This is a genomic window from Vibrio cidicii (assembly GCF_009665415.1).
Classification (GTDB): Bacteria; Pseudomonadota; Gammaproteobacteria; order Enterobacterales; family Vibrionaceae; genus Vibrio; species Vibrio cidicii.
This window is the reverse complement of sequence record NZ_CP035922.1, coordinates 359,896-383,724: the sequence shown is the minus strand read 5'-3', so window position 1 is coordinate 383,724 and position 23,829 is coordinate 359,896. Positions and strand designations below refer to the sequence as shown.

Below are 23,829 nucleotides of genomic sequence, written 5' to 3'. Positions count from 1 at the left end.
CTACCTTCCAGCAGCTAAAGAATGTAAGAATTCCGCGCCGCTCTAGAGAGAGCGCCACCAGAAAAAAATAGACGTTGAGGTATTAATCATATTCATAGCCAACGACACTAACAAGAATCGGTTGATGCGGCAAGTGCTTGTTTTTCGCATGTATACCGCATTCAAACCACAACAGCCGATTGGTTGGAGATGAACACCGTTCACGCCGTTATCCAGCGCAGTAATTGAGTACTGATAAACAGCCCGGAGCCATAAACCAGATGGGTGATAAAGCTTAAAACGCGTGCTCGCCAAGGCATTGGCGTTTTACTGGCGGCCACACCAAATCCCAAGCAAGGCTGAATCAGCAAAAATGGCATGCACAAGGTCGCCATGCCGATGACAACGGCATCGTTTAAAGACGGGTCAGCAAGCCAATATCCGCCCTTCCACCCGATGAGAAGGAAGGCGAAGGCGATGCCAATCGCGTAATGCAGTAACCATCCGAACAGTTGTTCACCCGCCACTTTGGGCGTTTGTAAAATGGTGCGATGCATCCATTTTCCCTTTGGGATCCACAGAATCCAGCGCGCAACTAAGGCATAATTGAGCGATACAATGCCAAATACGTTGCGTTGAATCCACGACCAACTGTCCATGAGTAGTGTTGCTCCAAGGCCAATAAAAATCACTTGCAACCCGATCATCGTTTCCATTCCATGCTCCTTTTCTAAGCTAAAAATTGGCTTGTTGTTTATCAGCTCGCATGGTACGACTTAAAGCTCACTTTAAGTCAATGGACAATTTTATGGATATTGCCGAAGTTGCCAAGCAGTCTGGCCTTCCACCTTCAACGCTGCGCTACTACGAAAAGTTAGGACTGATTATTTCGATTGGACGAAGTGGGCTAAGACGCCAATACGCACCCAACGTACTGGAGAAACTGAACTTGATTTCTCTGGGAAGGTTGGCCGGATTATCACTCAACGACATTGCCGCTATTTTAGTGACATCATCGCAAGATGCGCTGGTTCTTGATCGCGATATGCTAAATAACAAAGCCCAAGAGATAGATGTACAGATCAAACGGCTCAAAGCAGTGCGAGACAGTTTACATCACGTCGCCAACTGCCCTCACTCTTCTCATTTGGCCTGTCCTTCATTCCAAAAATTGATGAAATCGGTAAAGCGTCATTTGCCTGAGTTGAGGTAAGAAAAAGCCCTGAGCGTTACGCTCAGGGCTTTTGAACAGTTCGACTCTTTTAAAAAAACAAGGTTACGCCTTACTGACTTTAAACGACCCCGCATACTTATCCAGCGTTTGCGACAGCGCGGTTAAGGTTTTACTGGTTTCTTCCAGTTGCTGGCTAGCACTTAGCCCTTCTCTCACCGACTCATTGAGCGAGTCCATGTTCAAGTTGATCTCTTTCGTGACACTCGACTGCTGCTCGGTGGCGGTTGCGACTTGAGTATTGAGATCTAAAATCGAAGAGACTTGAGACGCGATAGTTCTGATCGCCTGCTGCGCTTCGAGCGTGGCTTCTGCACCTTTGATAGTCAGCTCACGGCTGGCATTCATTGCCGCTACCGCACTTTTTGCTTCCGCCTGTAAATGGTCAATCATGGTCTGAATTTCACCCGTCGATTGCGCTGATTTAGTCGCCAGATTTCTCACTTCATCAGCCACCACCGCAAAGCCTCGCCCAGCTTCGCCAGCCCTTGCCGCTTCAATCGCCGCGTTAAGTGCCAGAAGGTTGGTTTGTTCGGAAATCCCGCGAATCACGTCGAGAATCGATTCGATCGATTGCGTTCTGTCCGCCAGCGCCATCACCACATTAGCAGTATTGTTCATTTCATCGGTTAAGTTGCTGATGGTTTCAGTGGCAAACTGCAATACCGCACTGCTGTTGGCCGTCTCTTTATTCACATTACCCGCCGCCTGAGCTGCACCGGCCGCATTGGTAGAAATTTCATTGATGGTCGAGACCATCTCATTCATCGATGTCACCACCAGTGTAGACTGCTCATTCTGCAAATCGCCGCGAGTCAGTGCTCGCACCGACTGCTCACGCACTACATTGGCCGACTGATTGAGTTCACTGCCGGTACGCACGACTTGCTGAATAATGTCATTGATTTTTGAGACAAAGGTGTTGAATGCGGTGGAAATATGGGCGATTTCGTCGTTGCCCTTAACGGGCAAGCGCATGGTTAAATCGCCGTCCCCCTGAGAAATATCTTCAAGCGCGGTTTGCAAACGAGTCAGAGGCTGGAACAGTTTGGTCATCAAGCCCGCCAACACCACAATACACAGCACGAACATACCGCAAGTTGTGGCTAATTGGGTGATGATGATGCCCATCGCCGCCGAGTCAACTTCGGTGATTGGCACACCGATGTCTAACGTGCCGTAGAGTTGACCGTTAACATAAATCGGCGACATGATGTCGTAAGTCCACACCTTCTGCACATCGGCATACCATTTCGAGTGCTGCACGACACCTTGTGTCGCGCCAAGCACCGTGTATTCATCTTTATAGACTTTATTGATTTTTTGCTTGTCACTGTGCGCTACCGCCGCCACATTTTTGTCGATAACAATCGCATAAGCGATGTCTGAACGCTGACTGAGCGTCGTCACCATCTCTTGCAGATCATCAATCGGCTGCTTGGAATTTTCTAAAATGTACTCAGCGTGTAGAGCCATTTGTGACCCTTTCGCTTTCGAGCTAATCAAAATGACGTTATTGATCTCTTGGTACGAGACATAAGACGTCGAGATGGCACTGGCAATCGCCGCCAGTGCGAACATAGCAACCACGACCGCTAAGATGAGTCTTTTCATATTTCCTCCTGCCTCACTCACTTCACTGTGCAGAGATAGCAAGGCAAACAACATTATTTGAAAGAATTGCGTGCTTGACGATAAATTCAGTACCAACAAAGCAAAACAGTCATCCCGACTATCGGCAGCAAATTATTGATCAAAACTGAGTTTAAGCACTAAATTTTAACATATAAAATCTTACAAATTAGACATCAATCTTGTGGAATGGGGGACTTAGATCTCATTGTGATAAAAGAGTATCGATAGACCAAATAGGGTTTCTCTGTTCTAAAGCAAACCGCACGTATTAAGTAACCCAAGTCTCGTGCATGTCGAAATTATTCAATACTGGCTCGACGCGAAAAGCTATTGTGTATTTCACAACCACAGAGGAGAAATACAATGACTTTACGTGCCAATTACTTCGGGCTTGCCGCCAAAGGAATGCAGATTCTGCTCGAGCAGGAAAACTATTTGCGAGAGCAGTTTCGTGCTTCCGAAACCGTGACGGTAAAAATTTGGGAGCTGGTCAAACTGCGCGTATCGCAGATCAACCAGTGCGCTTTTTGTATCGATATGCACAGCAAAGACGCGATGGCGGCTGGCGAAAGTGTGGAACGTCTATTAGGGTTAAACGCTTGGCGCGACATGCCTTTATATACAGATAGCGAAATCGCCGCACTAGAGTGGGCTGAACATTTAACAGCAGGAAAAACGGTCGACGCTGAGTGCTATGATAAAGTGGTCAGTGCGTTCGGTGAAAAAACCTTGGTTGATTTGACCATCGCCATCAACGCTATTAACAGTTGGAATCGTATTGTGAAAGTGTTTAAACCCGAGGTAGGCAGCTATAAACCACAGTAAATCCCCCCAGTCCGCATTCAACTTTCAACTGTCCCAGCCCTCGGGGCAGTTGTCTGCGTTGGTGCAAGGCATTTGGTCGGCTTCTGTCTGCGAACGGCACAGCGAGTCTGTCATAAAGCCTCTGTACACCGATGCGGGCAGCGGCATTGTGTTCCATCTTGGCGGCGAAGTAACACTGGGAGCAAAGCGGCTCACCCACGGCGTACTGCTCTCACCTGTAGAAAAACAATCGCAGCAGATAACGCTCTTTCCCGGCGCGACACTAGCCGGCATCCGCTTTCATCCAGCCATCGGCTATGGCATGTTAGGCCAGCATTTTTGCCATTTAACCTTACTCGAAAGGCAAGAGGATCAGCGCTATCGCCTGTATGACTTGTACGACAAACTGCAATCACACAGCGACAACGCAAGCCGGATTGACACGCTTTACACATGGCTTAGCAACAATGTTCAACGCACGGATCTCATCCCAAACTCACTGGAGCAAGCACTCGAGTGCATTCAGCTTGATGTCTCCCCAGGAGACTTAGGCGAACAAATGGCTTTAAGCCAACGGCAAATCGAACGCCTGTTTAAACACTGGATGGAAATGACGCCCAAGCAGTATCAGCGCATTTTAAGAGTGAAAAAGGCCATCGACTATCTACGCCAGCATAAGGAGGCCAGTCTGGTGGAGGTTTCACAACAGTTTGGTTTTAGTGATCAAGCCCATATGACGCGCGAATTTCGCGCAATCGCGCGGATAACGCCCGGAAAACTTTGAACGCAGCGCGATTTGCTTTATGGGTGAATCATTGGGTAGAAATTGCTGAAAGAAAAATCTAGGCTATTGATTTGTATTGATAAAGCGTTCTGCGGCGGCAAACAAGCTATCACACTTTTTTTTCTGCTTTGCATAATCAGGCGAGCCTTCTGGGAGAGCATCGAGCACTTCTTTCGCACTGTTATATTCTCCAACCATCGTCGCGAATCGAACTTCAAAATCCGCTTTACGCATTTTCTTTGCTGTTTTCTTCACTGGTTTTTTCATATTAGTTCCCCTAATTATAGTTCCCAAAGTTTTCGCTTTAGCGCTGCGATCTCCGTTCTCTTTTTCAACCAGCAGCCATTGTGCTAATCAGAGATATAAAAACTTCCCAAGACTAAGCCCTGTGGATCTCTTATCTCACCCTGATTGGTAAGCTCGCAAAATGAAAAATTTAAATCAAAAGAATCGGTAGTGACTTTGGGCAAAATATGACGCTTTAACACATCACTATTGAGTTGATTGATGGTCGATGACCAAGAAGTCTTATTGTGGTGTAGGTAATACTTAATTTTGAACAATAACTTTTCGTCCGGTTGGTATTTTTTGCTCACGTAAAACGTAATACCAATATGTTTTACGGTTAGATCTTCGAGTCATTTAACTCCTTGCTTAAATTGAGAAAAATGGAGATCCCGCCATCACTAGGCAACAGGCGAGATCTCACAAAAACGCTTACAGAACAGTAACGTTAGCCGCTTGTGGGCCTTTGTTGCCTTGTTCGATACTGAAAGATACTTTTTGACCTTCAGCTAGCGTTTTGAAACCGTTGCTTGTGATAGAACGGAAGTGAACAAACAGATCAGCACCGCCGTTATCTGGAGTGATAAAGCCAAAACCTTTAGTTTCGTTAAACCATTTAACTAGGCCAGTTGTATTATTTGACATATGAATCTCGATAAATTAATTAAATTAAAAAATGAAGCTACTAAGGGAGGAATGAAGAAAAAGGTATCGCAGGATGAATATGACAAATGAAATCAATAAAACTGAGAAGATCTTGAACTATGTATTCTTTTTAATAGCTCGCTACTTGAGCTGACGCCACTATACACGAAGTACGTACAATAGATATCTATTTCTCACTTTATTTTTAAAAGTCAATATAATCAATAGGTTAAGACTAAATCCTATGGCACTACCAAACATTGAACGGATACCATAGGACCAACTGACTCATTTAAGATAGTGATTTTTCTGCTTTACATAGACGTCATCTCTGACTTGTTCTATCTCTCGCCATATTTTTTCAGCGAGCTCAGGATTGGCTTCCATAAACTGGTGGCTAAATACCAAGTAGTAATCTTTCGTCGTGATGGCTGGCTCCACCTGCTTTACGTTTGATAGGTTGTGAATGGCAATATACTGCTGGGCCATCGTATCTTGAATCGCCATGGCAGAAATGCGTTTAAGCTCCAACATTTGGAACAGCTGTTCTGTGGTTTTGACCTCCTGTACTTTGAGCTGCATTTTCTTCAACTCATTGACAATAGAAAACCCTAAATGAGCGCCTATCTGTTGTTCAGTATCGGCAAGATTTTCTCCATCCCAATCCAAGGCGTGGTCTGCCAAGGTGTAGAAATAGTACCCAATGGTGGCAATGCGTTTTGTGCCATCAGGCTGATCGCCGTTCATCGGATAACGCGCGAATTGTGCACGCTGCGCGTTGTAGGAAAAAATAAATCCGCCATCGACGTGACCAGAATCTATGTTTTGTAAAGCACGTTTGCCCGGCAGTCGAACATACTCAATGTTTAGAGCAAGTTTTGATGCAACATGATCAAGCACATCCAAAGCCAAGCCGGGAGGATTCGCCACTTCAGAGCCATTGCCCATCAGAAACGGGTAAGCCTCAAGATCTGAATAGGTTAACCGAATGGTCGTCGTAGCTGAAACAGGCAAGGTCACGAAGACAATCAAAGCAAAAGTGCATAACTGACGAATAAAATGAACCATGTGTGCTCCCCTTCACTGATATAAAGCAAGCATAGGAGGTGAAAGTATGAATATCCATAGGCGCGAATACGGAACATAGCGTTTTTGTCGGCGACAGTGCGGGTGAACAGTTGTATCGCTCCCTGATTTCGCAAGGTGTGGAAGCTTACTGTGAACGTTATTTAGGCGTCATTCATGGCTTTTATCAGTTATCTGGAGTCTGTGAATCTGCGAAACGTTGTATTAGAAACATAGCCAACATGATCAAAAATTGAACACTCAAGATATTAAAATATGTTATTTTTCTGTAATTAAAATTCGAAACTGCATTTATTACCCCTACCGAGTGTGACCGAAGATCAATAATATCTTTTTTTACCTAGAATGATTTTATAAACTTTGAATAATCAGCAAGTCTTAAAAAATTATAATCTCAGAATGAGGAAAAATAATGAAAAATGGCTTGTTAATTCTTACTACCTTGGCGGTATTGTCTGGGTGTGGTGGTGATAATAGTGGGGATTGTGCGGCAGATACCAAGGTAGTACACGTTAAAAATAGTTCTGTTAATCGCGACAGTTACCACTTTTTCCGTAATACATGCAATGACCTAACGTACACTGGCAACTTTAATTCGGAGGACATTTGGGGCTACAAGACAAATCTTCCGTATACCGGATACTGGTCGCACAACATGCAAACGTATCAATTAAAGCGTACGGATAACCGTTTTAATCTTTCTGCCAGCCTTCCCCGCTTGCCAGATAATGATGAAAAATCCCAAGGTGCATTAGTCTGTACTATCGATATCTCAGTAGATGGTTTTTACGATGAGACCCGTGTGGATATTGGGGACCATTATATTAACAAGCTCTGTTATCAAAAGAACAATGAGCAGCCTATTATTGCACAATATAATATCGATTATGAAACATTGACAAAATCCGAAGTCGCTAAATTAACCAGTATTGTCCTGCAAGGTAACCCGACAAAAAGTGATTTTAATAAAGCGATGAGTAGTGAAAAGTTAATGTTATGTAACGTAGCCAGCGATGAAGAAATAGAAAAAACGGAATGCGCTAAATAGTATTTTCGCTTCCATTTTCTACTATTGATTACACCGACAAACTAGCGATGCGATTTACTTAGTCCACTGCCGTAAATGAGTAAGTCAACAAGCACCGTTAATCTCCGCAGGCCGCTTTTTTAGCGGCCTGCTTTTCCGTCTCAAGCCTGCCAGAACTAAAACAGAACCCTTGCCTCTTTTGCTTTGCATAGTGTGAGCAGAATAAACAAATTGGCACTCAATCCATAAGTTTATGTGACATAAGTTGCTCAACGTTTTACGCAAGTCGTTGTACAGTATGCATCGCTTAGAATAACGGTTGACGCGTTGGTATGCGGCTACTGCATGTTAGACAAATAAGGAGATTTGATGAAAAGCAAGACGAAGTGTTGGATGCTACTGCTTTTTGCCGTGTTAGCGGGTTGCAATGACAGCAGTGTCGCGAACTCAAATGGGGAGAAAGAGACCAATCAAAACACCGGTGAAGAGAAAAAAATCACCTTTGAAGCGTTTCAAGCAAGCGTATTGGACTCATTGGCAAACAGGGATTCGTATCACGATTGTGGTGTGTCTGAACTCGATCAGCATATGACCGACGTCTATCAATGCATTGAGGCGTCGTTCAACAGCTCAACGCCCTACTACGGTTTCGACAGACACACTGGCGTGGATACCAAGCTCGCCTCGGCTTCCGTGATGGATGCAACTGGCATCATCACCAACTGGTATTACGACGAGCACTGTTTGCCTGTGGGCGGTAGCTCAAGCTTAAAATGTGAAAGCTTCGTCAAATCGGCCGTTTGTGACAATCCAGCGCTGCGCACAATAGACGAGATTAAAACGCGAGAAACGAATCATCAGTTTGAGGATCGCTTCTTCTCTTGCAGCAATCGGTAATATGCCGAGCAAACGGTGCAAAGTTGACTCGGGATGCCTTACATTTGGGGCTTACAATAGGTTGAATCATGGGCACGCAGCACCGATGAAATGATCATGAACCGCTACCAGTACATCAACTATTTCAAAGAGCCCGATGTCGGCTTTAGCGATCTAGAACAACTCGCCGAACTCTCACGCGTTGTCAGCGAAAGGTTGTGCAAGCAAGTCAACAAGCACCGCTAAACTCGTTCAGGCCGCATTTTCAGCGGCCTTTTTTCTGCCCCGAACGCCCTTTTCACCTTTGCTTCCCATTGCAATGCTCAATAATGTGAGCAAAAGAAACAACATGACGTTTATATCATTAGTTTTTGTGATACAAGTTGCTCACTGTACGATAGAAGTCGTTGTACAGTGTAAGCCGCGTGGGGAAAGGGTTAGCGTGGTAGTGTGTTGGTTAGTGGTAGTTAGTTTTATAGGAGTGAATATGAAGATAGATAAATATACGGAAGTTACGAGAGAACCAGTGCTGAATTACTCTGATAGTATGTTTTTCGGTGGGTTTGGTTTCATTTTATCTTTCTTTCTTTTACTTTTTAGTCAATTTGAGCTTCCCAGTCAGATGGATAGAGGTTTTCTAACTTCACTTTTATTTGATCACATACCGTTTAACACAATTTCAATATTGCTACTTTCAATGGTGATTATTCTGCTTGTGTCAGCAGCTTTTGGAAAAATTCGTGGCTCTAGTGAAAAATTATTGAAGCATTTATCAAATAGAATCTCACAATTTTGTTCACCTGCATTCTTTATTCTAATAGGGAATTCTTTAGCGCTCATATTATTCTTTCTATGTTCTTCCAATATTGGGTACCTTGGTTACGCTTCAGCATTTTCAGTGTTCGCTTTGTTGATTTTTCTGATTTCTAAGTTGTCCAACGAACTTGTAGACTCTATTGAATCAGTGCATGCAAAACTGCCTAGTCGTTGGGCTATGTTTTTTAGCATAGTGTTGTTAGTTTTACCTCTAATTCTGTCTTATTTCGATGATACACCAAAGGTTATTGAGGTATCTTTGTCTGTTGAGCAATATGATCAAGTAAAGAGCCAGGCTGCCTCGGAGAATATTCCTATTGGAGAATATGCTCGTAGGGGGTTGCTGCAGCAATAAAACTAACAAAGGATTTCCAACGCTTGTAATTTCCAGTTCAAGGTTGGGTTTTGTGTTTAAGGTGGTATGCGGCAGCATCGGTATTGCGTGTCACACCTTGATTGGGCGTTATGTGCTTTGATAAGCATTCGAGAAGCTGCTCGTAGCGGCTATTTTTAAAGATATAAGGAAGTTAAGTGGCTAAATCAGACTCTAAAAGAAAGAAGCCGACTGAAAACATGGGTCTTGTTCTTTTCGATGAAGTTGGCGGTATCTGCCCCAAATGCAACAAGCCGCTCATGAGAAAAAGCAAAGGCCAAATGACCAAGCTTTATGAGATTGCTCATATATATCCCAACAGCCCGAGGCCTCATGAACTTGAACTCTTAAAAGACGAAGAAAGGCTAAGCGAAGACGTTGATGATGAATCAAATCTAATCGCTCTTTGCCGAGACTGTCATAAGGTCTTTGACAACCCTCGTACCATCGAAGGGTACCGAGAGATAGTGTCGATAAAAAAAGAGCTTCAACGCTTATCTGATTTACGAAAAAGTTGGTTTGATAATTCTATCGATGATGAGATAAATAAAGTTATCGAGTCATTAGCTTCATTTTCGGGTGATGCTCTAGAAGAATTGTCACTAGAAGCTATTACAGTCGATTCAAAATCTGATGATACATTGAATGGCTTGGTAAAATTAAAGATAAAGAATAATGTTAAGTATTTCTACACCGATATAAAGTCAAAATTCTCAGAGCTAGACAAAACAGAACCATATACATCAGACACTATCTACAGCCAAGTTAAAACCTACTATTTAAAACTCAAAAAACAAAATCTAGATCAAACGCAGATTTTCTCAGCTTTAGCTGATTGGATAAAGAATGTAACTGACTGTGAGAACACAGAAATTTCAGAAATAATCGTATCTTTCTTTGTTCAAAATTGCGAGATTTACTCATGATCACTCCCAGCAAAACAATATCCTTCAAGGATTCTATAACATTCAAAATGTTGTATATACTAGACATGCAGTTTGAGGAAATACCAATTGGAGAGTTATACAAAAACACTAAGAGAAAATTTATAGGACTAGATGAATTTATTTTTTCCTTAGATGTTTTGTATATTCTTGGAGAAATTGATGTAGATCTTGATTTAGGGAAAATAAAGAAATGCTAAAAGAGATTAGATGCTCACAGCTAATTCAGAAGAAGCTGGAGTTTAACTCGGGATTGAATGTACTAACAGGTTCAGATGATGGAGCAAACTCTATAGGTAAATCATCTGTGTTGATGCTTCTGGACTTTGCATTTGCTGGTGATGATTTTTTAAAACTATGCTCTGATGTTATTGATAATGTGGGCATTATTACCGTTGAAATGGATTTCACTTTTGGTGATGTTAGGCATAGTTTTTCTAGAAGCACTAATGACCCAAAGGTTGTTACGTTTCTGAGCGAAAAAGACACGCCTGAAAAATCACTTGATGAATACAGATCTTTCCTTAAGGAAGTGTATTGCTTTCCAGAGTACGGTGCGAGTTTTAGGGGAGCTGTCAATCCATTCTTTAGAATTTGGGGGAAAGATAATTATAACCCAAACAAACCGTTGAATTCCTTTCCTAGCGAACCGTATTCAAGTATCAAACCCAATTTGCTCAAGCTGTATTCCCTGTATGGCTCTTTAAGAGAGTTAGAGAAAGAAAAATCTGCTACTGAAAAGAAGAAAAGTGTTCTCAAAGGTGCCTTTAATGAGGGTTATATAAAATCTATCACTAAATCCCAGAAGGATAAATGTGAGTCAAGGTTGAATGTTCTTGCAATCGAAATTACGAAAATAAAAGATAGTCTAGAGAATTACTCCATAAGTGCAAATCAGATTATCAATGAAGAAAATATGAAAATTAAGTCCGAGAAGGATGAACTCGTTACTAGTTTATTTCACTTAAAAAAAAGACTTAAGAGAACGAATGATAACCTGACTTACGGAAACACTGCTAACAAAAAGAATTTTGAAAAGCTTAAAGATTACTTTCCTGAAGTCGATATAGATAAACTTGCTAAAATTGATCAATTTCATTCTGGAATAAAAAAAATTCTTAAAGCTGAGTTGAGAGAAGAAAAATCTTTACTGGAAGAGCAGATTGAATCATTAGAGATTAAAATAAAATCAGCCGAGACTAAATTACTTGAATCAGCTAGAGCTGTCGGTAGACCTTCTGGTCTAGTTGATAAAATGTTAGCGCTATCATTGGAAGAAAAAGATATTCGCGATCAGATTAGGTTTCGTGAAATAAAATCTACAATTGACGATAAAGTTGAAGAGATTTCCGGAAAGATAGTTGATAGCTACGCTAAATCGCTTTCTACTATTGAAAGTAAATTGAATACCTCTATGTCAAAATATATCAAGAAGTTTTATAAGGGAAACCCAGTCTCACCTAAAATTAAATTATCTGAGACCCGATACGAGTTTGACCATGACGACGATTCAGGAACAGGTAAGGCATATGCGAATATGCTTTCTTTGGATATGAGTTTTCTGGAGGATACATATCTCCCTGCTTTAATCCACGACTTGGTCGTTTTCTCAAATATAGAGGATCATGCAATTGAGGGTATTTTTGAGGAATATTCTTCCACTAAAAAGCAGGTGTTTATTTCGATAGATAAGATCAATCGATTTAAAAGTGAAATTCAAAAATTGATAAAAGATAATGAATTCTTAGCACTTGGGCCAAATAGGTTGGCTTTTGGAAAGTCTTGGAATAACAGAACATAACAAGCAAAGCTGCGCTGATGTTTGAGGCGTTATGTGCTTTTTTGCTAGTCCCAATCGAAACAAGCACATAATATTGGCGGACTTGTTTCCAACTTAGTTTTCAGCATGAATAGATCAAGCATGTTGGGGTGAGGTTAACTTTAGCTTAGAGTTCATACACATAGCAAACGCCTCAAGGGGGACTGTCAACGCGTAGCGTTTCCAGTCCCATTGAGGCGCGGTGGTTTCGGTTGTTGTGTTTGAGTTTGGTTGTTATGCGTTGCCAGCCCCTTAGGCGGGCGTTATGTGATTTAGGAGAGATTGCGGTGAAAAGGTTGTTCCTTATCTTATTTTCTTTGTATGTATTTAACGTAAATGCTGCATCAACTTCGGAGCTTTTAGTTCAAAGTATAAATGAAAACTCAGAACGTTATCTTTGCAATTTTACTGAGCTCAAAGGTGAAAAATATAAAGAGATTGTAGTTTGTGTTGAGGGTAAAGACCTAAAGTCCATCGAGTTAATAAATTTTTGGTTCTCCAACTTTAACGGGGAGAGTCATACTCAAAAAGGATATGAGAAATTAGTGGAAAAAGCTGAACATCTTATCCCAATTTCATCATATGTTTTATCAGTAAAGACTTTGTCTGAGAGCAATGCAGAAAATAGTTTTGTATATATGACAGCATTTTGTAGTCACTGTCAAAGCATCAATTCAGCCAGCGCTCTAGACGACCAGTCATCATTTGTTTTTGATAGTTTGAAAGCCTTATCACATGTCGATTGAACAGTCAAACAATTAATGGATTAAACTGAATTCCTTAAAGCTAATAATTACTGAGTGAAATAATTTTACTGCCATTGACACTATTTTAAATTTGCAAAACAGGAGTGAATATGAGTAATTTCGATAAGGTTTATTTCAAAAGTAAAGCGGTTGGTAGACTCTCATCTAAAAGTTTAAGTGAGCTCAAGTCCACTCTTACAGATATTGAGAGAGGAAAGCATAAGCTTAAAAAGGAGATCGCTTTAGCTAACCAACAACTAAAGGAACTGAATTTTGATCTTTCTTGGATTAATTGGTTTCCTTTGAAGCTTTTTTTTCAGAGCAAGATAGAATCTAAGAAGAAAAGTATTGAAAAAATAAATGGGGATCTAGAACAACTAGAGCAAGACTATAAGAAACACAAGCTAGGACTTGAAGTTTCACTTTCTAGTAAACTCGAAGCCGCTTTTGGAACTCTTGATGACAGATTCTCAGAAGTCCAGAAAACAAAGAAAGTGTGGGATGTCACAACATCACAGTCGATTGATCGTATTGCAGAGAGAACAACCGCGAACAACGTCATAGAACGTAAAGAAGTAAGCTTAACGAGGGCAAGCAACAGCAAAATACAGTGCGACTATAAAGCACTTCGCTTTGAAAATGCTAATGGTGGGGATTTACATGTATTCCCTCAGTTTCTCTTTATCGAAAACGATAATGACTTCGCACTAATTGATCTACTGGATGTTGATATCGACTTTAGTATTACCAATTTCATTGAGAATGAGTCTGTTCCTAGTGATGCCAAAGTGATTGATCATACATGGGTAAAATCAAATAAAGATGGAAGTAGAGACAAGCGTTTTGCTGACAACTACCAAATCCCGGTCGTCCAATATGGGGAACTTCACTTAAAATCACAATCAGGGTTGAATGAGGTTTATATGCTAAGCCATCCGGAAACAGCTTATGGCTTCAAAAAGATGTTTGATGAATATAAGCTGGTTTTGGAACGTTCATAATACACTCCGTCTAGTACAAACCTATATCAAGTAATATTTCTGGCATTCGGTAAACTTGGGGGGAAACGCAATTTTCACAGGAAAGACTTCACAATCCTCGAACTCTGAGTGCTAGCAAATCCTTGGGGCTAAAAGTGAGTGGTTTGGGGCATGGTGAAAACGCCTTTAGGGCTAAATTAGGGCTTTTTCTAGGGCTAAATTAGGGCTTTTTCTAGGGCTAAATGGGGCTTTATTTTCCATTTCACTGTTTATGCTCACAGTAGTCTCCAATGCAAAAAGCGCCCCTTTCGGAGCGCTTTGTTTTTTATTCCCAATCGAGGATGACTTTGCCGGAAGCCCCGCTACGCATAGCGTCGAAGCCTTTTTGGAAGTCGTCCACCTTGAAGTGATGGGTGATAATTGGCGTTAAATCTAGGCCAGATTGGATCAGGCTCGCCATCTTATACCAAGTTTCGAACATCTCACGGCCGTAGATCCCTTTGATCACTAAGCCTTTGAAGATCACTTGGTTCCAGTCGATGCCCATATCTGAGGGTGGAATACCCAACAGAGCAATGCGGCCGCCGTGGTTCATGGTTTTTAACATTGAGTTAAACGCCGATGGGTTGCCCGACATCTCTAGGCCCACATCGAAGCCTTCTGTCATGCCAAGCTCAGCCATCACATCATCCAGCGTTTGCTCTGCCACGTTAACCGCGCGAGTCACGCCCATTTTACGCGCAAGATCCAAGCGGTATTCGTTCACATCGGTGATCACTACATGGCGCGCGCCAACGTGTTTCGCCACAGCGGCGGCCATAATGCCGATTGGGCCTGCGCCAGTGATCAGCACATCTTCACCCACGAGATCAAACGACAGCGCGGTGTGCACTGCGTTACCAAATGGGTCGAAGATGGACGCGAGATCGTCAGAAATGCCATCTGGGATTTTGAATGCGTTGAACGCTGGGATTACCAAGTATTCAGCAAACGCGCCTGTGCGGTTAACGCCAACACCGATGGTGTTACGGCACAAATGCGTGCGGCCACCACGGCAGTTACGGCAGTGACCACACGTGATGTGGCCTTCGCCAGAAACGCGGTCACCGATGGCAAAACCACGCACTTCTTGGCCGATACCGACCACTTCGCCCACGTATTCATGGCCGACGACCATAGGCACTGGAATGGTTTTTTGTGACCATTCGTCCCAGTTGTAAATGTGCACGTCGGTGCCACAGATAGCGGTTTTCTTAATACGGATCAGCAGATCGTTGTGGCCAAGTTCAGGCTTGTCCACTTCGGTCATCCAGATGCCTTCTTCAGGCTTAAGCTTTGATAATGCTTTGATTTTCATAATATAACCTTAACTAAAGGACCTAGGTCCTAGAATCCTAGAATCCTAGAATCCTAGAATCCTAGAATCCTAGAATCCTAGATAATGCCCATCTCTTTGCCGACTTCGATAAACGCATCAATGGCTTTATCAAGCTGCTCGCGAGAGTGTGCGGCCGACATCTGCGTGCGGATACGCGCTTGGCCTTTGGGTACCACTGGGAAGGAAAAACCGATCACGTAGATGCCTTTGGCGAGTGCGCGCTCAGCAAACTCCGCCGCCACTTTGGCATCACCCAGCATGATGGGGATGATGGCGTGATCGGCGCCTGCCATTGTAAAGCCAGCCTCGGTCATGCGGGTGCGAAAGTGCGCCGCGTTTTCCCACAGGCGAGCACGCAGATCGCCGCTCTCTTGCAGTAGATCCAACACGCGAATCGAGGCAGCAACGATCGCCGGTGCTACCGAGTTAGAAAATAGGTACGGACGAGAGCGCTGACGCAACCAGTCGATCACCTCTTTTTTACCCGCTGTGTAACCGCCCGATGCGCCGCCCATCGCTTTGCCAAGCGTGCCTGTGATGATGTCGATGCGATCCACCACGTTGTGATACTCGTGCGTGCCTGCACCTGTTGGGCCCATAAAGCCGACTGCGTGTGAATCATCGACCATGGTCAATGCGCCATATTTTTCCGCTAGGTCACAAATGGCTGGTAGGTTGGCAACCACACCGTCCATTGAGAACACGCCATCGGTCACGACCAGAATGTTGCGCGCGCCCGCTGCTTTTGCCGCGATGAGCTGCTCTTCCAACTCTTGCATGTTGTTGTTGCTGTAGCGAAAACGCATAGCTTTACACAGACGCACGCCGTCGATGATCGAAGCGTGGTTCAGCGCGTCAGAGATGATGGCGTCTTCTTTATCCAGCAGGGTTTCAAACAGGCCAGCGTTGGCATCAAAGCAGGAGGTGTAAAGAATGGTGTCTTCTTTACCCAAAAATTGAGAAAGCTTCTGCTCAAGCTGTTTGTGAATGTCTTGCGTACCACAGATAAAGCGTACCGACGCCATACCAAAACCGTGGCTGTCCATCCCCTCTTTGGCCGCTTCAATCAGCGCAGGGTGATTGGCTAGGCCGAGATAGTTGTTGGCGCAGAAGTTCAGCACTTCTTCGCCGCTGGCGATTTTCACCGCCGCTTGCTGATCAGAGGTAATGATGCGCTCAGATTTGTACAGGCCTTCCGCTTTCACTTCTTCAAGTTGATTGCGGATCTGTTGGTAAAATGCTGAAGACATGGAGTATTCCTTCCAGATGGTTTGGGGGCGGCTTGAGAGCCGACTCATTGTAGGGCAGCCTTTATGTGACAAGGGTCACAGGCGAATGGCCGTTATTACTTTCAAGTGTAATCTATGGCTTGGAAAACGATTATCCCTGACATTGGAAAAGCATTAGTGAATCAGAGGCAAGAATCATAATGAAAAACGGAAGCCGTTTGGCTTCCGTTTCGATTAGGTGCTAAGAGCATGTTTTAAAAAGCAAAACGCTGCATGCCTGCGCCCGGCTCGAGCATCTTGTCGGCGATGTATTTGTGCACTGCGGTGGTTGGGTGAGTCACCCCCCAGAAGACGTATTTGTCTGAGCTGTGCGCCGCGCACTCGTTGGTCAAGCTGTGGCTGTAGAGATAATCCGCCGCCGACGAACGGTTGATGTTCAAACACGCGTCGCTGGCATTGACAAAGCCATGTTGCTGCGGGTTGGTGGTCAACTGTTCAAACAGGGTGTAAGTGTCGTACAGGGTGATGTTGTAGCCTTGCAGGATGTACAGCGCTGCTTGCGCTTTGATGAAGTCGTTGAACTCTAGGATCTTCGCGCGCACTGTGGCGATTTCATCGGCGGTCGAGTATTTGAACTGCGGCGCTTTGGTCGCATCTGGCAACGTCATCAACATGATGTTTTGCGCACCAGCATCAGTAAGGCGCGCTAACGCGCTGGCGAAGTCCGCTTGCACATCGGCCACTTCACGGTTGTAGTTCATGAAATCATTCAAGCCAAATTCAAGCGTAAATAAGGTGTTGGCTGGCTTGTAATTTTTCGCCATTTTGGCGTACGTCAGATAAGAAGAGACCTGATCCCCTACCCCTGTCAGCGCGATGTATTGATTCGAGCCTGCCGCGCCGCCCACGGCCCAGTTATATAGCGGCAGTTTTTTCTCTTGGGCGATGTATTCCGTCCAGACAAAGCCGTTGGAGAAGTGACCGAGGAACCAAGTATTAGGGTTGGGGAAACGCCACATCGCGGCATTAAAGATGTTGCCGGTATCCGACAAGCTGTCGCCAAATGCGACCATCTTGTTGATTTGATCGGCTTGCATCACCGGATCATTGGTCCAAATCGTGTGGTTGTACGACCAACGATTGTCGGCAGCAAAGAAAGTGATATCGGCGTTTTCATGGCTCACACCAAGCGTCTCTTCACAACGCTGTTTAATCACGTTTTGCGAGGTATTGGTGTAAAACATGTTTTTAAAAGAGACCGAACTCCACCAATAGCCATTGAGAGTGTAGTAGCTCCCATCGGGATTTTGTGCCCATTGCCAATCCGTTGCCGAATCGTTATGAGAGTTTCCGGTGCGATACCAGCAGCGAACATAGGTGTAGGTTTGTTTGTTTTGCGTACTGACCACTTGCGCAGTCGTTATGGATTCAGGAGAGAGCGCTGGCTCAGCGGCCACTGCAGAAGCGAGGGGTAACAGAGCCCCCAGCAGTATTGTCATCTTTTTCATAGAATTATCTTCTTGTTTTATGATTGTAAACTGGCAAATGAGAGAATTTCTCACTGACAGCTTTCCCATTTTGAGCAGATACTCTATCGAGTCAACCACCTAAATATGCAATTTTCCAAATCTGGTAGCAAAGTCAAAAAAGATTCATTCTATCAATTAAAGATTATTTTATAAAAAATAGAATAATTACTCACTAACAATAATTTAACATGCAATTTTCATCAATTAACCATTTGCTTTATAAGCACTTTCAATGAACAAGTGATGTTCACCCTTGCTGTTTATTGGGTGACATTTTGTACAATTCTTATCATTCAAGACACGATTATCTTGGCATTTTATAACCATAAGCTATAGCTAGACAGCTCATGAATCGCGCACAAAAGTGACTTTTCATGAGGATAAAGTGAATAAAAAACAGCTCAAAAAGGAATAGAGCAAATGCACTACACAACAAAAAAAACCAAAGGGATCTTTTCCCTATCTGCTATCGCTGTGGCGATCACCGCATCAGCATCAGCGCTCGCTGCACCCGGTATTGGCTTCAACGAGGCAGACCTTCCAACCAAATACATAGTAAAGTTTAAAGACGACCTTCAAACACGTTCGACCATGGCAAGCAACCCATTTTTCGGCCCGAATTTGGTCCGAGAAGCGGTGCTTAACCAAGTCAACGCGCGCCAAGTGGAAAAACTCGGCCGCCAAGCGCTGTACAGCGTTGAAATCGATAGCAATGAGCTTGCTGCACTGCAAAACAACGCCGAAGTGGAATACGTGGAAATTGACCCTCCGCGCTATCTGCTGAGTGAAACCACCCCATGGGGCTACGGCGCGGTCAACGCGCAGCGGCTGGATGACGGCAGCGCAGGCAACCGCACTGTGTGTATCATCGACTCCGGCTACGATCTCAATCACAACGATTTGAGTGGTAACCGCGTCAATGGCAGCAACGACAGTGGCACTGGCGCGTGGAGCGATCCGGGCAACAATAACGCCCACGGCACCCACGTGGCAGGCACCATCGCGGCAATTGCGAACGGCGAAGGGGTGAAAGGGATCATGCCGAATCAGAACGTCAATCTGCACATCGTTAAAGTATTTAACGAGTCGGGTTGGGGTTACTCTTCCAGCTTGGTCAAAGCGATTCAAACCTGTGCCGATAACGGCGCTAATGTCGTTAACATGAGCTTAGGTGGCAGCCAGTCCAGCCGCACGGAAGAGACCGCACTGAAAGCGATTTACGATCAAGGCGTGTTGCTGATTGCCGCCGCCGGTAACTCGGGCAACACCGCGCACAGCTATCCGGCCTCTTACGACTCGGTGGTTTCAGTAGCGGCGGTGGATAACCAAAACGATCACGCGGCATTTTCTCAGGCGACAAACCAAGTTGAAGTTGCTGCGCCGGGCATGGCCATTTTGTCGACCGTGACGGTAGGTGAAGGAATTTTGTCGGACATTTCACTCTCTGGTAACAGCTACTTTGATCGTGGGGTCGTACCGCACAACCGCTTGATCGTCAGCGGCAGCAATTACGCGCCAGCACCGGTTGCCGGCAGTGTCACCGCGCCACTGGCAAGTTGTGATGTCTCATCAGGCAGCTACAATTGTGGCGATATGAGCAACAAAGTCTGTCTCACCGAACGTATTGACAACCAAACCGCGACGCTCGATCCGGAAATCGATGCGGTCAAAGCCTGTTACAACGCTGGCGCGAAAGCGGCGATTGTCTACAGTAACCAAGCGCTACCTGGCCTGCAAAACCCGTTTGTGCTGGATGACAACAACCGCTACCGCATGGTGTCGGTGACTGTCGACCGTCAGCTTGGTTTGGAACTGGCTAACCAAGTGGGCAGCAGCGTCACTGTGTCCACCGAAACAGGCAAAGATTACGAGTACTACAACGGTACTTCCATGGCGACCCCACATGTCACCGGTGTTGCCGCGCTGGTGTGGAGTTACCATCCAACTTGCAGCGCGCAGCAAGTGCGTAAAGCGCTTCGCGCTACCGCAACCGACATCGACGTTGCTGGCCGCGATAACCGCACTGGCTATGGCTTGATCAACGCCGATGCGGCGAAAGCGTATCTGGATGCGAGTTGTGACGGCCCAACAGGACCTGTCGATCCTGATGGAAACGCGCTGGAAAACGGCGTAGCCAAAGGCCCACTCTCTGGCGATGAGAAAACCAGTGCCGTGTTTACTTTTGACGTTCCAGCCGATGCCACTCAAGCCACCTTTAATTTAATCGGCGGCACGGGCGATGCGGATATGTATGTGCGCTTTAACGGCACGCCGACCACCAGCAGCTACGATTGTCGCTCTTGGCAAAGTGGCAACGGTGAAAGCTGTAATCTTAATGTCACCCAAGCGGGTACCTATGAAGTGCTGGTCTATGGTTACGCGGCTTATTCCGGCGCTTCGTTAACCGCTACGCATAACGGCAGCGATCAACCGACGGACGGCCAAACGCCTTCGAGCTACACCAATGCCAACGCAGTGGCGATCCCTGATAACGCATCGGCAGGCGCGGTGAGTGAGATCAATGTGCTGCGCAGCGGCGATGCGGGCAATGTCAGCGTCGATCTGAACATCAGCCATACTTATATCGGCGATCTCAAGGTCACTTTGATCTCCCCAACGGGCGGCCAAGTGGTTCTGCACAATAACAGCGGCGGTTCTGCCAACGACATTCGCACCACGCTATCGGCCGATTTTACTGGCTATGAGGCGAAGGGAACTTGGCAACTTAAAGTGGTCGATAGTGCCAAACAAGACACAGGCACCATCAATAGCTGGACCCTGTCATTTCAATAAGGAGAGAGTATGAAGAAGCGCATTTTATGGTCAGTTGGCGGTGTGGTGCTCACCACGATCACTGCGCTAACGTTTATGCCACAGTCACACGCCAACAACGCAGGCTTTCCGGTGGTCGATAAACGTGTGCAACAAGCCGCGGCTGCCCCTGCCCGTTATTTCGTCAAATATCAGGCAGGTAAAGAGCAGCAAGTGCGTGAGCTTCTTCGCTCCTACGAGATTGAAATCGTAGATGCCCTCGTCAAACAACAAGTGTTGGTGGTGACTGGTGAGAAACAGCAGATCGAACAGCTTAGCCACAGCGAGTTGATTGATTACACCGAGCCAGAACCAACGAGGATGCTCTACGCGCAATAAGCATAACGCCCCATCACGGGGCGTTATTTTTACCTTTCAGCACTGACCGCTTGCGGCACATCACGCGGTAAATGATGCTCCGCCAACCAGTAGAGCCAGATCATCGCAAGACACAACACAAAACAGAGACCGAACAACCAGTTGGAACTCAACGAATCAAGCATCATCCCGCCAATCAGCGGAGACACAGCAAAACCGAGCGAATAAAGCGCCGCTGCACCGAAGTAGGATCCGCGCAAGTGCGCAGGTGCCAAACGGTCAATCTGCACGTTGAGAGTAGGAAAGGCGATCACTTCCCCAAGGCTCATAACAAAGCAGGCCAGCCCCCAGCCGAGCGGCATATCGGCTGGCGTGAGCATAAAGCCAACCTGCGCCAACGCCATGAGGATCATGCCGATGCGGGTGCGCGCAAACAGCGGCACATGCTCCAGCCATTTCAACATCGGAAACTGAAAAACAATGATCGTCATGGTGTTGACCAAAACCAGGCCGGCGACAATCTTCGCCGCATCGATGATGTCAGAGCGAACAATCACTTGCGGAATAGACGAATCCAACTGCGCGTACACAAACATCATCAGGAAGTTGGCGATCATCAACTTTACGAAAATCGCATCACGGCTGATGACCTTGAGAGTGGCGCGAAAATTCGGCAGTTGGGAGGGATCGGGCTTGCTAAACGCCTGCTTGCGCTCAATACCAAAAAACAGCCAGCAGGTGTAGAGAAGATACGTGACACCCGTGATGTAAAACAGATGCTGCGGTGAGCTCAACCCAATCGTCACCCCGAGCAGTGGGCCAATCGCGCCACCCAAATTGAGTAAGAAATAACGAATATTCATCGCCAGTTCGCGATCTTTTACATCGGCTAAGTTATCGCCAAGCACCGCTTTGGCAGGCGCTTCAATCATTGGCCGCATTAAGCCCGCCAGTAAAATAAGGAAATAGAAGTGCCACAATTCGCTCGCCAGTGCGATGCCAGAATACGCCGCCGCGGCAACCAAGCTGCCGCACACCATCACCCATTTTCGGCCAAATTTGTCTGACAAATAGCCCGAATAAAGGCCGGTCAAAGCGCCTACAATCGCCGAACCTGCCAGCATGCCACCAATTTGCGCCGCGCTCGCGCCGTAATCTTGATACAAGAACACAATCAGAAATGGCCACGCCATAAAGTAACTGGTTCGCGCCAGCAAAGTACCGCTGAGCACTGTCCAAACCGAAAAATTGAACCGCCTGACACGCTCTCTTTGAAACAAACTCTCTTCTTGCATTGTGGCTCCTTGCTCTGACTGACGTGAACGACCTGATGGCAGGCGTAAATAGGTGATTAGATGAATAATTCGCCCAGTATAGGGGCACAATGCAGGATATGTAACCCGTTGTTAACAAAAGTTGTTAACAAAAATAATAGTCACAAATTTTATTGGCGATGATTCATTCATCACTCCTCTCAGAGAGGCAAAATTCGCGCTCATTTCCCTTCCCCTTGCAGTGATTTGTGCCCTTTCTGTTACAATGCTCGCCCGATCTGCGCTTTGCTAAAAGAGATAGCACCCTATGGTTAATCCGAAACTCATCGCTTTACTGCCTGATCTCGCCAGCTTTATTTTGGTCGTCAACGAAGGAAGCTTCACCGCAGCGGCCAAAAAACTCGGCGTCACGCCTTCGGCGCTGAGCAAACTCATTACCCGTCTTGAACAGGCCTTAAAGGTGAAACTCTTTGAACGCACCACGCGTAAATTGATCATCACGCAAGCTGGGCAAAAGGTTTATGACCAAAGCATCGCGATGGTGAACGCGGCACAGCAGGCGATTGAAGTCTCGGAAGCTGAACACGGCGAACCTTCTGGCGCGTTAACGGTCGCCGCACCCGAAGCGTTTCTTAATTCGGTATTGCAGCCGTTTGTGGTGCCATTTTTGACTCGCTATCCGCACATCCAACTTAAGCTGCGAGCCGCAGACGGAGAAATTGACCTGTTCCGCGATGGGATCGATCTGGCGTTTAAACTCACGGACAAACCCGATGAAAACTTGGTGCTCAAAGAGATCAGCAAAACCCGTTTAGTACTGTGCGCCTCGCCAGATTACCTTGAGCGCAGAGGCACCCCGCATCACCCGACCGAATTGGTGCAGCACGATTGCCTGTATCTGGCAGAAAACGACAAAGACAACCTCTGGTCGTTCTCCAAAGAGGAAGAGTTGCACTCCGTCGCGGTGTCCGGCTGCTATGCCGTCAACCACTCGCAGATGCGCCTTAACGGCGTCAAGCAAGGGCTAGGCATTGGCATCTTCCATGATTTTGTTATCCGCGAAGCGCGAGAGCGTGGCGAAGTGGTGGAAGTACTGTCTGATTGGATGATCAAAAGTAATTATCACGGCGCGATCGCCATGCAATACCCACAAAGCAAGTACATGCCCGCGAGGCTGAGGGTGTTTATTGATTTTGTGAATGAAAGTTTGGTGTTTTAACGCGCTTTAGAAAAGACAAAATAATGTCAATGAGGAGAGGT

Annotated in this window: 24 protein-coding genes and 1 pseudogene; 16 read left to right on the top strand and 9 right to left on the bottom strand. The window is 45.5% G+C overall.

What is annotated here, in order from left to right; all coding sequences use genetic code 11:
* Positions 1–200: 200 nt before the first annotated feature.
* Positions 201–695 (bottom strand): DUF2938 domain-containing protein, encoded by a 495-nt coding sequence (locus tag EWA64_RS17265; protein WP_061893250.1) that lies wholly within the window; start codon positions 693–695, stop codon positions 201–203.
* 92 nt (positions 696–787) lie between these two features.
* Between EWA64_RS17265 and EWA64_RS17260 the strand changes: the two genes are divergently transcribed.
* Positions 788–1,192 (top strand): helix-turn-helix domain-containing protein, encoded by a 405-nt coding sequence (locus tag EWA64_RS17260; RefSeq protein WP_061893249.1) that lies wholly within the window; start codon positions 788–790, stop codon positions 1,190–1,192.
* A 63-nt stretch (positions 1,193–1,255) separates the two neighbouring features.
* On the opposite strand, the gene EWA64_RS17255 is transcribed toward EWA64_RS17260, so the two are convergent.
* Positions 1,256–2,824: a methyl-accepting chemotaxis protein gene (locus EWA64_RS17255; RefSeq protein ID WP_061893248.1), complete on the bottom strand. Its 1,569-nt coding sequence runs from the start codon at positions 2,822–2,824 to the stop codon at positions 1,256–1,258.
* A gap of 384 nt (positions 2,825–3,208) precedes the next feature.
* Here EWA64_RS17255 and EWA64_RS17250 point away from each other — a divergent pair, with 384 nt between their 5' ends.
* The gene (locus EWA64_RS17250; RefSeq protein WP_061893247.1) at positions 3,209–3,670 is read left to right on the top strand and encodes a carboxymuconolactone decarboxylase family protein; all 462 of its coding nucleotides are present in this window, start codon (positions 3,209–3,211) and stop codon (positions 3,668–3,670) included.
* A 49-nt stretch (positions 3,671–3,719) separates the two neighbouring features.
* Entirely contained in the window at positions 3,720–4,433 is a 714-nt protein-coding gene (locus EWA64_RS17245; protein WP_061893246.1) for an AraC family transcriptional regulator, read from the top strand.
* A 63-nt stretch (positions 4,434–4,496) separates the two neighbouring features.
* Here EWA64_RS17245 and EWA64_RS17240 read toward each other — a convergent pair whose 3' ends face one another.
* The 3 genes from EWA64_RS17240 to EWA64_RS17230 all read right to left on the bottom strand — a co-directional run bounded on the left by EWA64_RS17240 (position 4,497) and on the right by EWA64_RS17230 (position 6,431).
* Positions 4,497–4,700 carry a hypothetical protein gene (locus EWA64_RS17240; RefSeq protein WP_039427011.1) on the bottom strand — a complete coding sequence of 68 codons (204 nt, stop codon included), beginning with the start codon at positions 4,698–4,700 and terminating at the stop codon, positions 4,497–4,499.
* 450 nt (positions 4,701–5,150) lie between these two features.
* Positions 5,151–5,363 carry a transcription antiterminator/RNA stability regulator CspE gene (gene cspE / locus EWA64_RS17235; protein ID WP_039427009.1) on the bottom strand — a complete coding sequence of 71 codons (213 nt, stop codon included), beginning with the start codon at positions 5,361–5,363 and terminating at the stop codon, positions 5,151–5,153.
* A 288-nt stretch (positions 5,364–5,651) separates the two neighbouring features.
* Complete coding sequence (locus tag EWA64_RS17230) at positions 5,652–6,431, bottom strand: substrate-binding periplasmic protein (RefSeq protein WP_082796592.1); 780 nt, start codon at positions 6,429–6,431, stop codon at positions 5,652–5,654.
* A gap of 101 nt (positions 6,432–6,532) precedes the next feature.
* Between EWA64_RS17230 and EWA64_RS17225 the strand changes: the two are divergent.
* The 10 genes and pseudogenes from EWA64_RS17225 to EWA64_RS17180 form a co-directional block, all read left to right on the top strand.
* A pseudogene (locus EWA64_RS17225) lies at positions 6,533–6,685 on the top strand (alpha/beta hydrolase); the annotation flags it as partial.
* A 176-nt stretch (positions 6,686–6,861) separates the two neighbouring features.
* The gene (locus EWA64_RS17220; protein ID WP_061893245.1) at positions 6,862–7,497 is read left to right on the top strand and encodes a hypothetical protein; all 636 of its coding nucleotides are present in this window, start codon (positions 6,862–6,864) and stop codon (positions 7,495–7,497) included.
* 348 nt (positions 7,498–7,845) lie between these two features.
* Positions 7,846–8,373 carry a hypothetical protein gene (locus EWA64_RS17215; protein ID WP_061893244.1) on the top strand — a complete coding sequence of 176 codons (528 nt, stop codon included), beginning with the start codon at positions 7,846–7,848 and terminating at the stop codon, positions 8,371–8,373.
* A 96-nt stretch (positions 8,374–8,469) separates the two neighbouring features.
* The gene (locus tag EWA64_RS17210; protein ID WP_264299421.1) at positions 8,470–8,598 is read left to right on the top strand and encodes a hypothetical protein; all 129 of its coding nucleotides are present in this window, start codon (positions 8,470–8,472) and stop codon (positions 8,596–8,598) included.
* Positions 8,599–8,839: 241 nt separating this feature from the next.
* Complete coding sequence (locus EWA64_RS17205) at positions 8,840–9,523, top strand: hypothetical protein (RefSeq protein ID WP_139045605.1); 684 nt, start codon at positions 8,840–8,842, stop codon at positions 9,521–9,523.
* A gap of 176 nt (positions 9,524–9,699) precedes the next feature.
* Positions 9,700–10,467 carry an ABC-three component system protein gene (locus EWA64_RS17200; RefSeq protein WP_212590084.1) on the top strand — a complete coding sequence of 256 codons (768 nt, stop codon included), beginning with the start codon at positions 9,700–9,702 and terminating at the stop codon, positions 10,465–10,467.
* Positions 10,464–10,685, top strand: coding sequence for an ABC-three component system middle component 7 (locus tag EWA64_RS17195; RefSeq protein WP_061893242.1), 222 nt, complete (start codon positions 10,464–10,466; stop codon positions 10,683–10,685). Before EWA64_RS17200 ends, EWA64_RS17195 begins: the two co-directional genes overlap by 4 nt.
* Positions 10,679–12,286: a DUF2326 domain-containing protein gene (locus EWA64_RS17190; protein WP_061893241.1), complete on the top strand. Its 1,608-nt coding sequence runs from the start codon at positions 10,679–10,681 to the stop codon at positions 12,284–12,286. Before EWA64_RS17195 ends, EWA64_RS17190 begins: the two co-directional genes overlap by 7 nt.
* Positions 12,287–12,591: 305 nt before the next feature.
* Complete coding sequence (locus tag EWA64_RS17185) at positions 12,592–13,050, top strand: hypothetical protein (RefSeq protein WP_244881403.1); 459 nt, start codon at positions 12,592–12,594, stop codon at positions 13,048–13,050.
* Positions 13,051–13,160: 110 nt separating this feature from the next.
* On the top strand, positions 13,161–14,051 hold the full coding sequence (locus EWA64_RS17180) for an Atg14 domain-containing protein (RefSeq protein WP_061893240.1): 891 nt from the start codon (positions 13,161–13,163) through the stop codon (positions 14,049–14,051).
* A gap of 304 nt (positions 14,052–14,355) precedes the next feature.
* Here the strand turns inward: EWA64_RS17180 and tdh are convergent, their stop codons facing one another.
* The 3 genes from tdh to EWA64_RS17165 form a co-directional block, all read right to left on the bottom strand.
* Positions 14,356–15,387, bottom strand: a complete 1,032-nt coding sequence (gene tdh, locus EWA64_RS17175; protein ID WP_061893239.1) for an L-threonine 3-dehydrogenase — start codon at positions 15,385–15,387, stop codon at positions 14,356–14,358.
* Between the two features lie 77 nt (positions 15,388–15,464).
* Positions 15,465–16,658 (bottom strand): glycine C-acetyltransferase, encoded by a 1,194-nt coding sequence (locus EWA64_RS17170; RefSeq protein WP_039426993.1) that lies wholly within the window; start codon positions 16,656–16,658, stop codon positions 15,465–15,467.
* 233 nt (positions 16,659–16,891) lie between these two features.
* A complete protein-coding gene (locus EWA64_RS17165; RefSeq protein ID WP_061893238.1) occupies positions 16,892–18,145 on the bottom strand; it encodes an SGNH/GDSL hydrolase family protein in 1,254 nt (417 codons plus the stop codon).
* A gap of 441 nt (positions 18,146–18,586) precedes the next feature.
* Between EWA64_RS17165 and EWA64_RS17160 the strand changes: the two genes are divergently transcribed.
* Together EWA64_RS17160 and EWA64_RS17155 are read left to right on the top strand one after the other, a co-directional pair.
* Positions 18,587–20,959: a S8 family serine peptidase gene (locus EWA64_RS17160; protein WP_061893237.1), complete on the top strand. Its 2,373-nt coding sequence runs from the start codon at positions 18,587–18,589 to the stop codon at positions 20,957–20,959.
* Positions 20,960–20,968: 9 nt separating this feature from the next.
* The gene (locus EWA64_RS17155; RefSeq protein ID WP_061893236.1) at positions 20,969–21,316 is read left to right on the top strand and encodes a hypothetical protein; all 348 of its coding nucleotides are present in this window, start codon (positions 20,969–20,971) and stop codon (positions 21,314–21,316) included.
* Positions 21,317–21,345: 29 nt separating this feature from the next.
* Here EWA64_RS17155 and EWA64_RS17150 read toward each other — a convergent pair whose 3' ends face one another.
* Positions 21,346–22,590, bottom strand: coding sequence for an MDR family MFS transporter (locus EWA64_RS17150; protein WP_061893235.1), 1,245 nt, complete (start codon positions 22,588–22,590; stop codon positions 21,346–21,348).
* 286 nt (positions 22,591–22,876) lie between these two features.
* Here EWA64_RS17150 and EWA64_RS17145 point away from each other — a divergent pair, with 286 nt between their 5' ends.
* A complete protein-coding gene (locus EWA64_RS17145) occupies positions 22,877–23,788 on the top strand; it encodes a LysR family transcriptional regulator (RefSeq protein ID WP_039432924.1) in 912 nt (303 codons plus the stop codon).
* Positions 23,789–23,829 lie beyond the last annotated feature (41 nt).

Excerpts from the sequence above, each read along its gene's own strand:
- EWA64_RS17265 (WP_061893250.1), bottom strand. The coding sequence starts at position 695 with ATGGAAACGATGATCGGGTTGCAAGTGATTTTTATTGGCCTTGGAGCA.
- EWA64_RS17260 (WP_061893249.1), top strand. The coding sequence starts at position 788 with ATGGATATTGCCGAAGTTGCCAAGCAGTCTGGCCTTCCACCTTCAACG.
- EWA64_RS17255 (WP_061893248.1), bottom strand. The coding sequence starts at position 2,824 with ATGAAAAGACTCATCTTAGCGGTCGTGGTTGCTATGTTCGCACTGGCG.
- EWA64_RS17250 (WP_061893247.1), top strand. The coding sequence starts at position 3,209 with ATGACTTTACGTGCCAATTACTTCGGGCTTGCCGCCAAAGGAATGCAG.
- EWA64_RS17240 (WP_039427011.1), bottom strand. The coding sequence starts at position 4,700 with ATGAAAAAACCAGTGAAGAAAACAGCAAAGAAAATGCGTAAAGCGGAT.
- cspE (WP_039427009.1), bottom strand. The coding sequence starts at position 5,363 with ATGTCAAATAATACAACTGGCCTAGTTAAATGGTTTAACGAAACTAAA.
- EWA64_RS17230 (WP_082796592.1), bottom strand. The coding sequence starts at position 6,431 with ATGGTTCATTTTATTCGTCAGTTATGCACTTTTGCTTTGATTGTCTTC.
- EWA64_RS17220 (WP_061893245.1), top strand. The coding sequence starts at position 6,862 with ATGAAAAATGGCTTGTTAATTCTTACTACCTTGGCGGTATTGTCTGGG.
- EWA64_RS17215 (WP_061893244.1), top strand. The coding sequence starts at position 7,846 with ATGAAAAGCAAGACGAAGTGTTGGATGCTACTGCTTTTTGCCGTGTTA.
- EWA64_RS17210 (WP_264299421.1), top strand. The coding sequence starts at position 8,470 with ATGAACCGCTACCAGTACATCAACTATTTCAAAGAGCCCGATGTCGGC.
- EWA64_RS17205 (WP_139045605.1), top strand. The coding sequence starts at position 8,840 with ATGAAGATAGATAAATATACGGAAGTTACGAGAGAACCAGTGCTGAAT.
- EWA64_RS17195 (WP_061893242.1), top strand. The coding sequence starts at position 10,464 with ATGATCACTCCCAGCAAAACAATATCCTTCAAGGATTCTATAACATTC.
- EWA64_RS17190 (WP_061893241.1), top strand. The coding sequence starts at position 10,679 with ATGCTAAAAGAGATTAGATGCTCACAGCTAATTCAGAAGAAGCTGGAG.
- EWA64_RS17180 (WP_061893240.1), top strand. The coding sequence starts at position 13,161 with ATGAGTAATTTCGATAAGGTTTATTTCAAAAGTAAAGCGGTTGGTAGA.
- tdh (WP_061893239.1), bottom strand. The coding sequence starts at position 15,387 with ATGAAAATCAAAGCATTATCAAAGCTTAAGCCTGAAGAAGGCATCTGG.
- EWA64_RS17170 (WP_039426993.1), bottom strand. The coding sequence starts at position 16,658 with ATGTCTTCAGCATTTTACCAACAGATCCGCAATCAACTTGAAGAAGTG.
- EWA64_RS17165 (WP_061893238.1), bottom strand. The coding sequence starts at position 18,145 with ATGAAAAAGATGACAATACTGCTGGGGGCTCTGTTACCCCTCGCTTCT.
- EWA64_RS17160 (WP_061893237.1), top strand. The coding sequence starts at position 18,587 with ATGCACTACACAACAAAAAAAACCAAAGGGATCTTTTCCCTATCTGCT.
- EWA64_RS17155 (WP_061893236.1), top strand. The coding sequence starts at position 20,969 with ATGAAGAAGCGCATTTTATGGTCAGTTGGCGGTGTGGTGCTCACCACG.
- EWA64_RS17150 (WP_061893235.1), bottom strand. The coding sequence starts at position 22,590 with ATGCAAGAAGAGAGTTTGTTTCAAAGAGAGCGTGTCAGGCGGTTCAAT.
- EWA64_RS17145 (WP_039432924.1), top strand. The coding sequence starts at position 22,877 with ATGGTTAATCCGAAACTCATCGCTTTACTGCCTGATCTCGCCAGCTTT.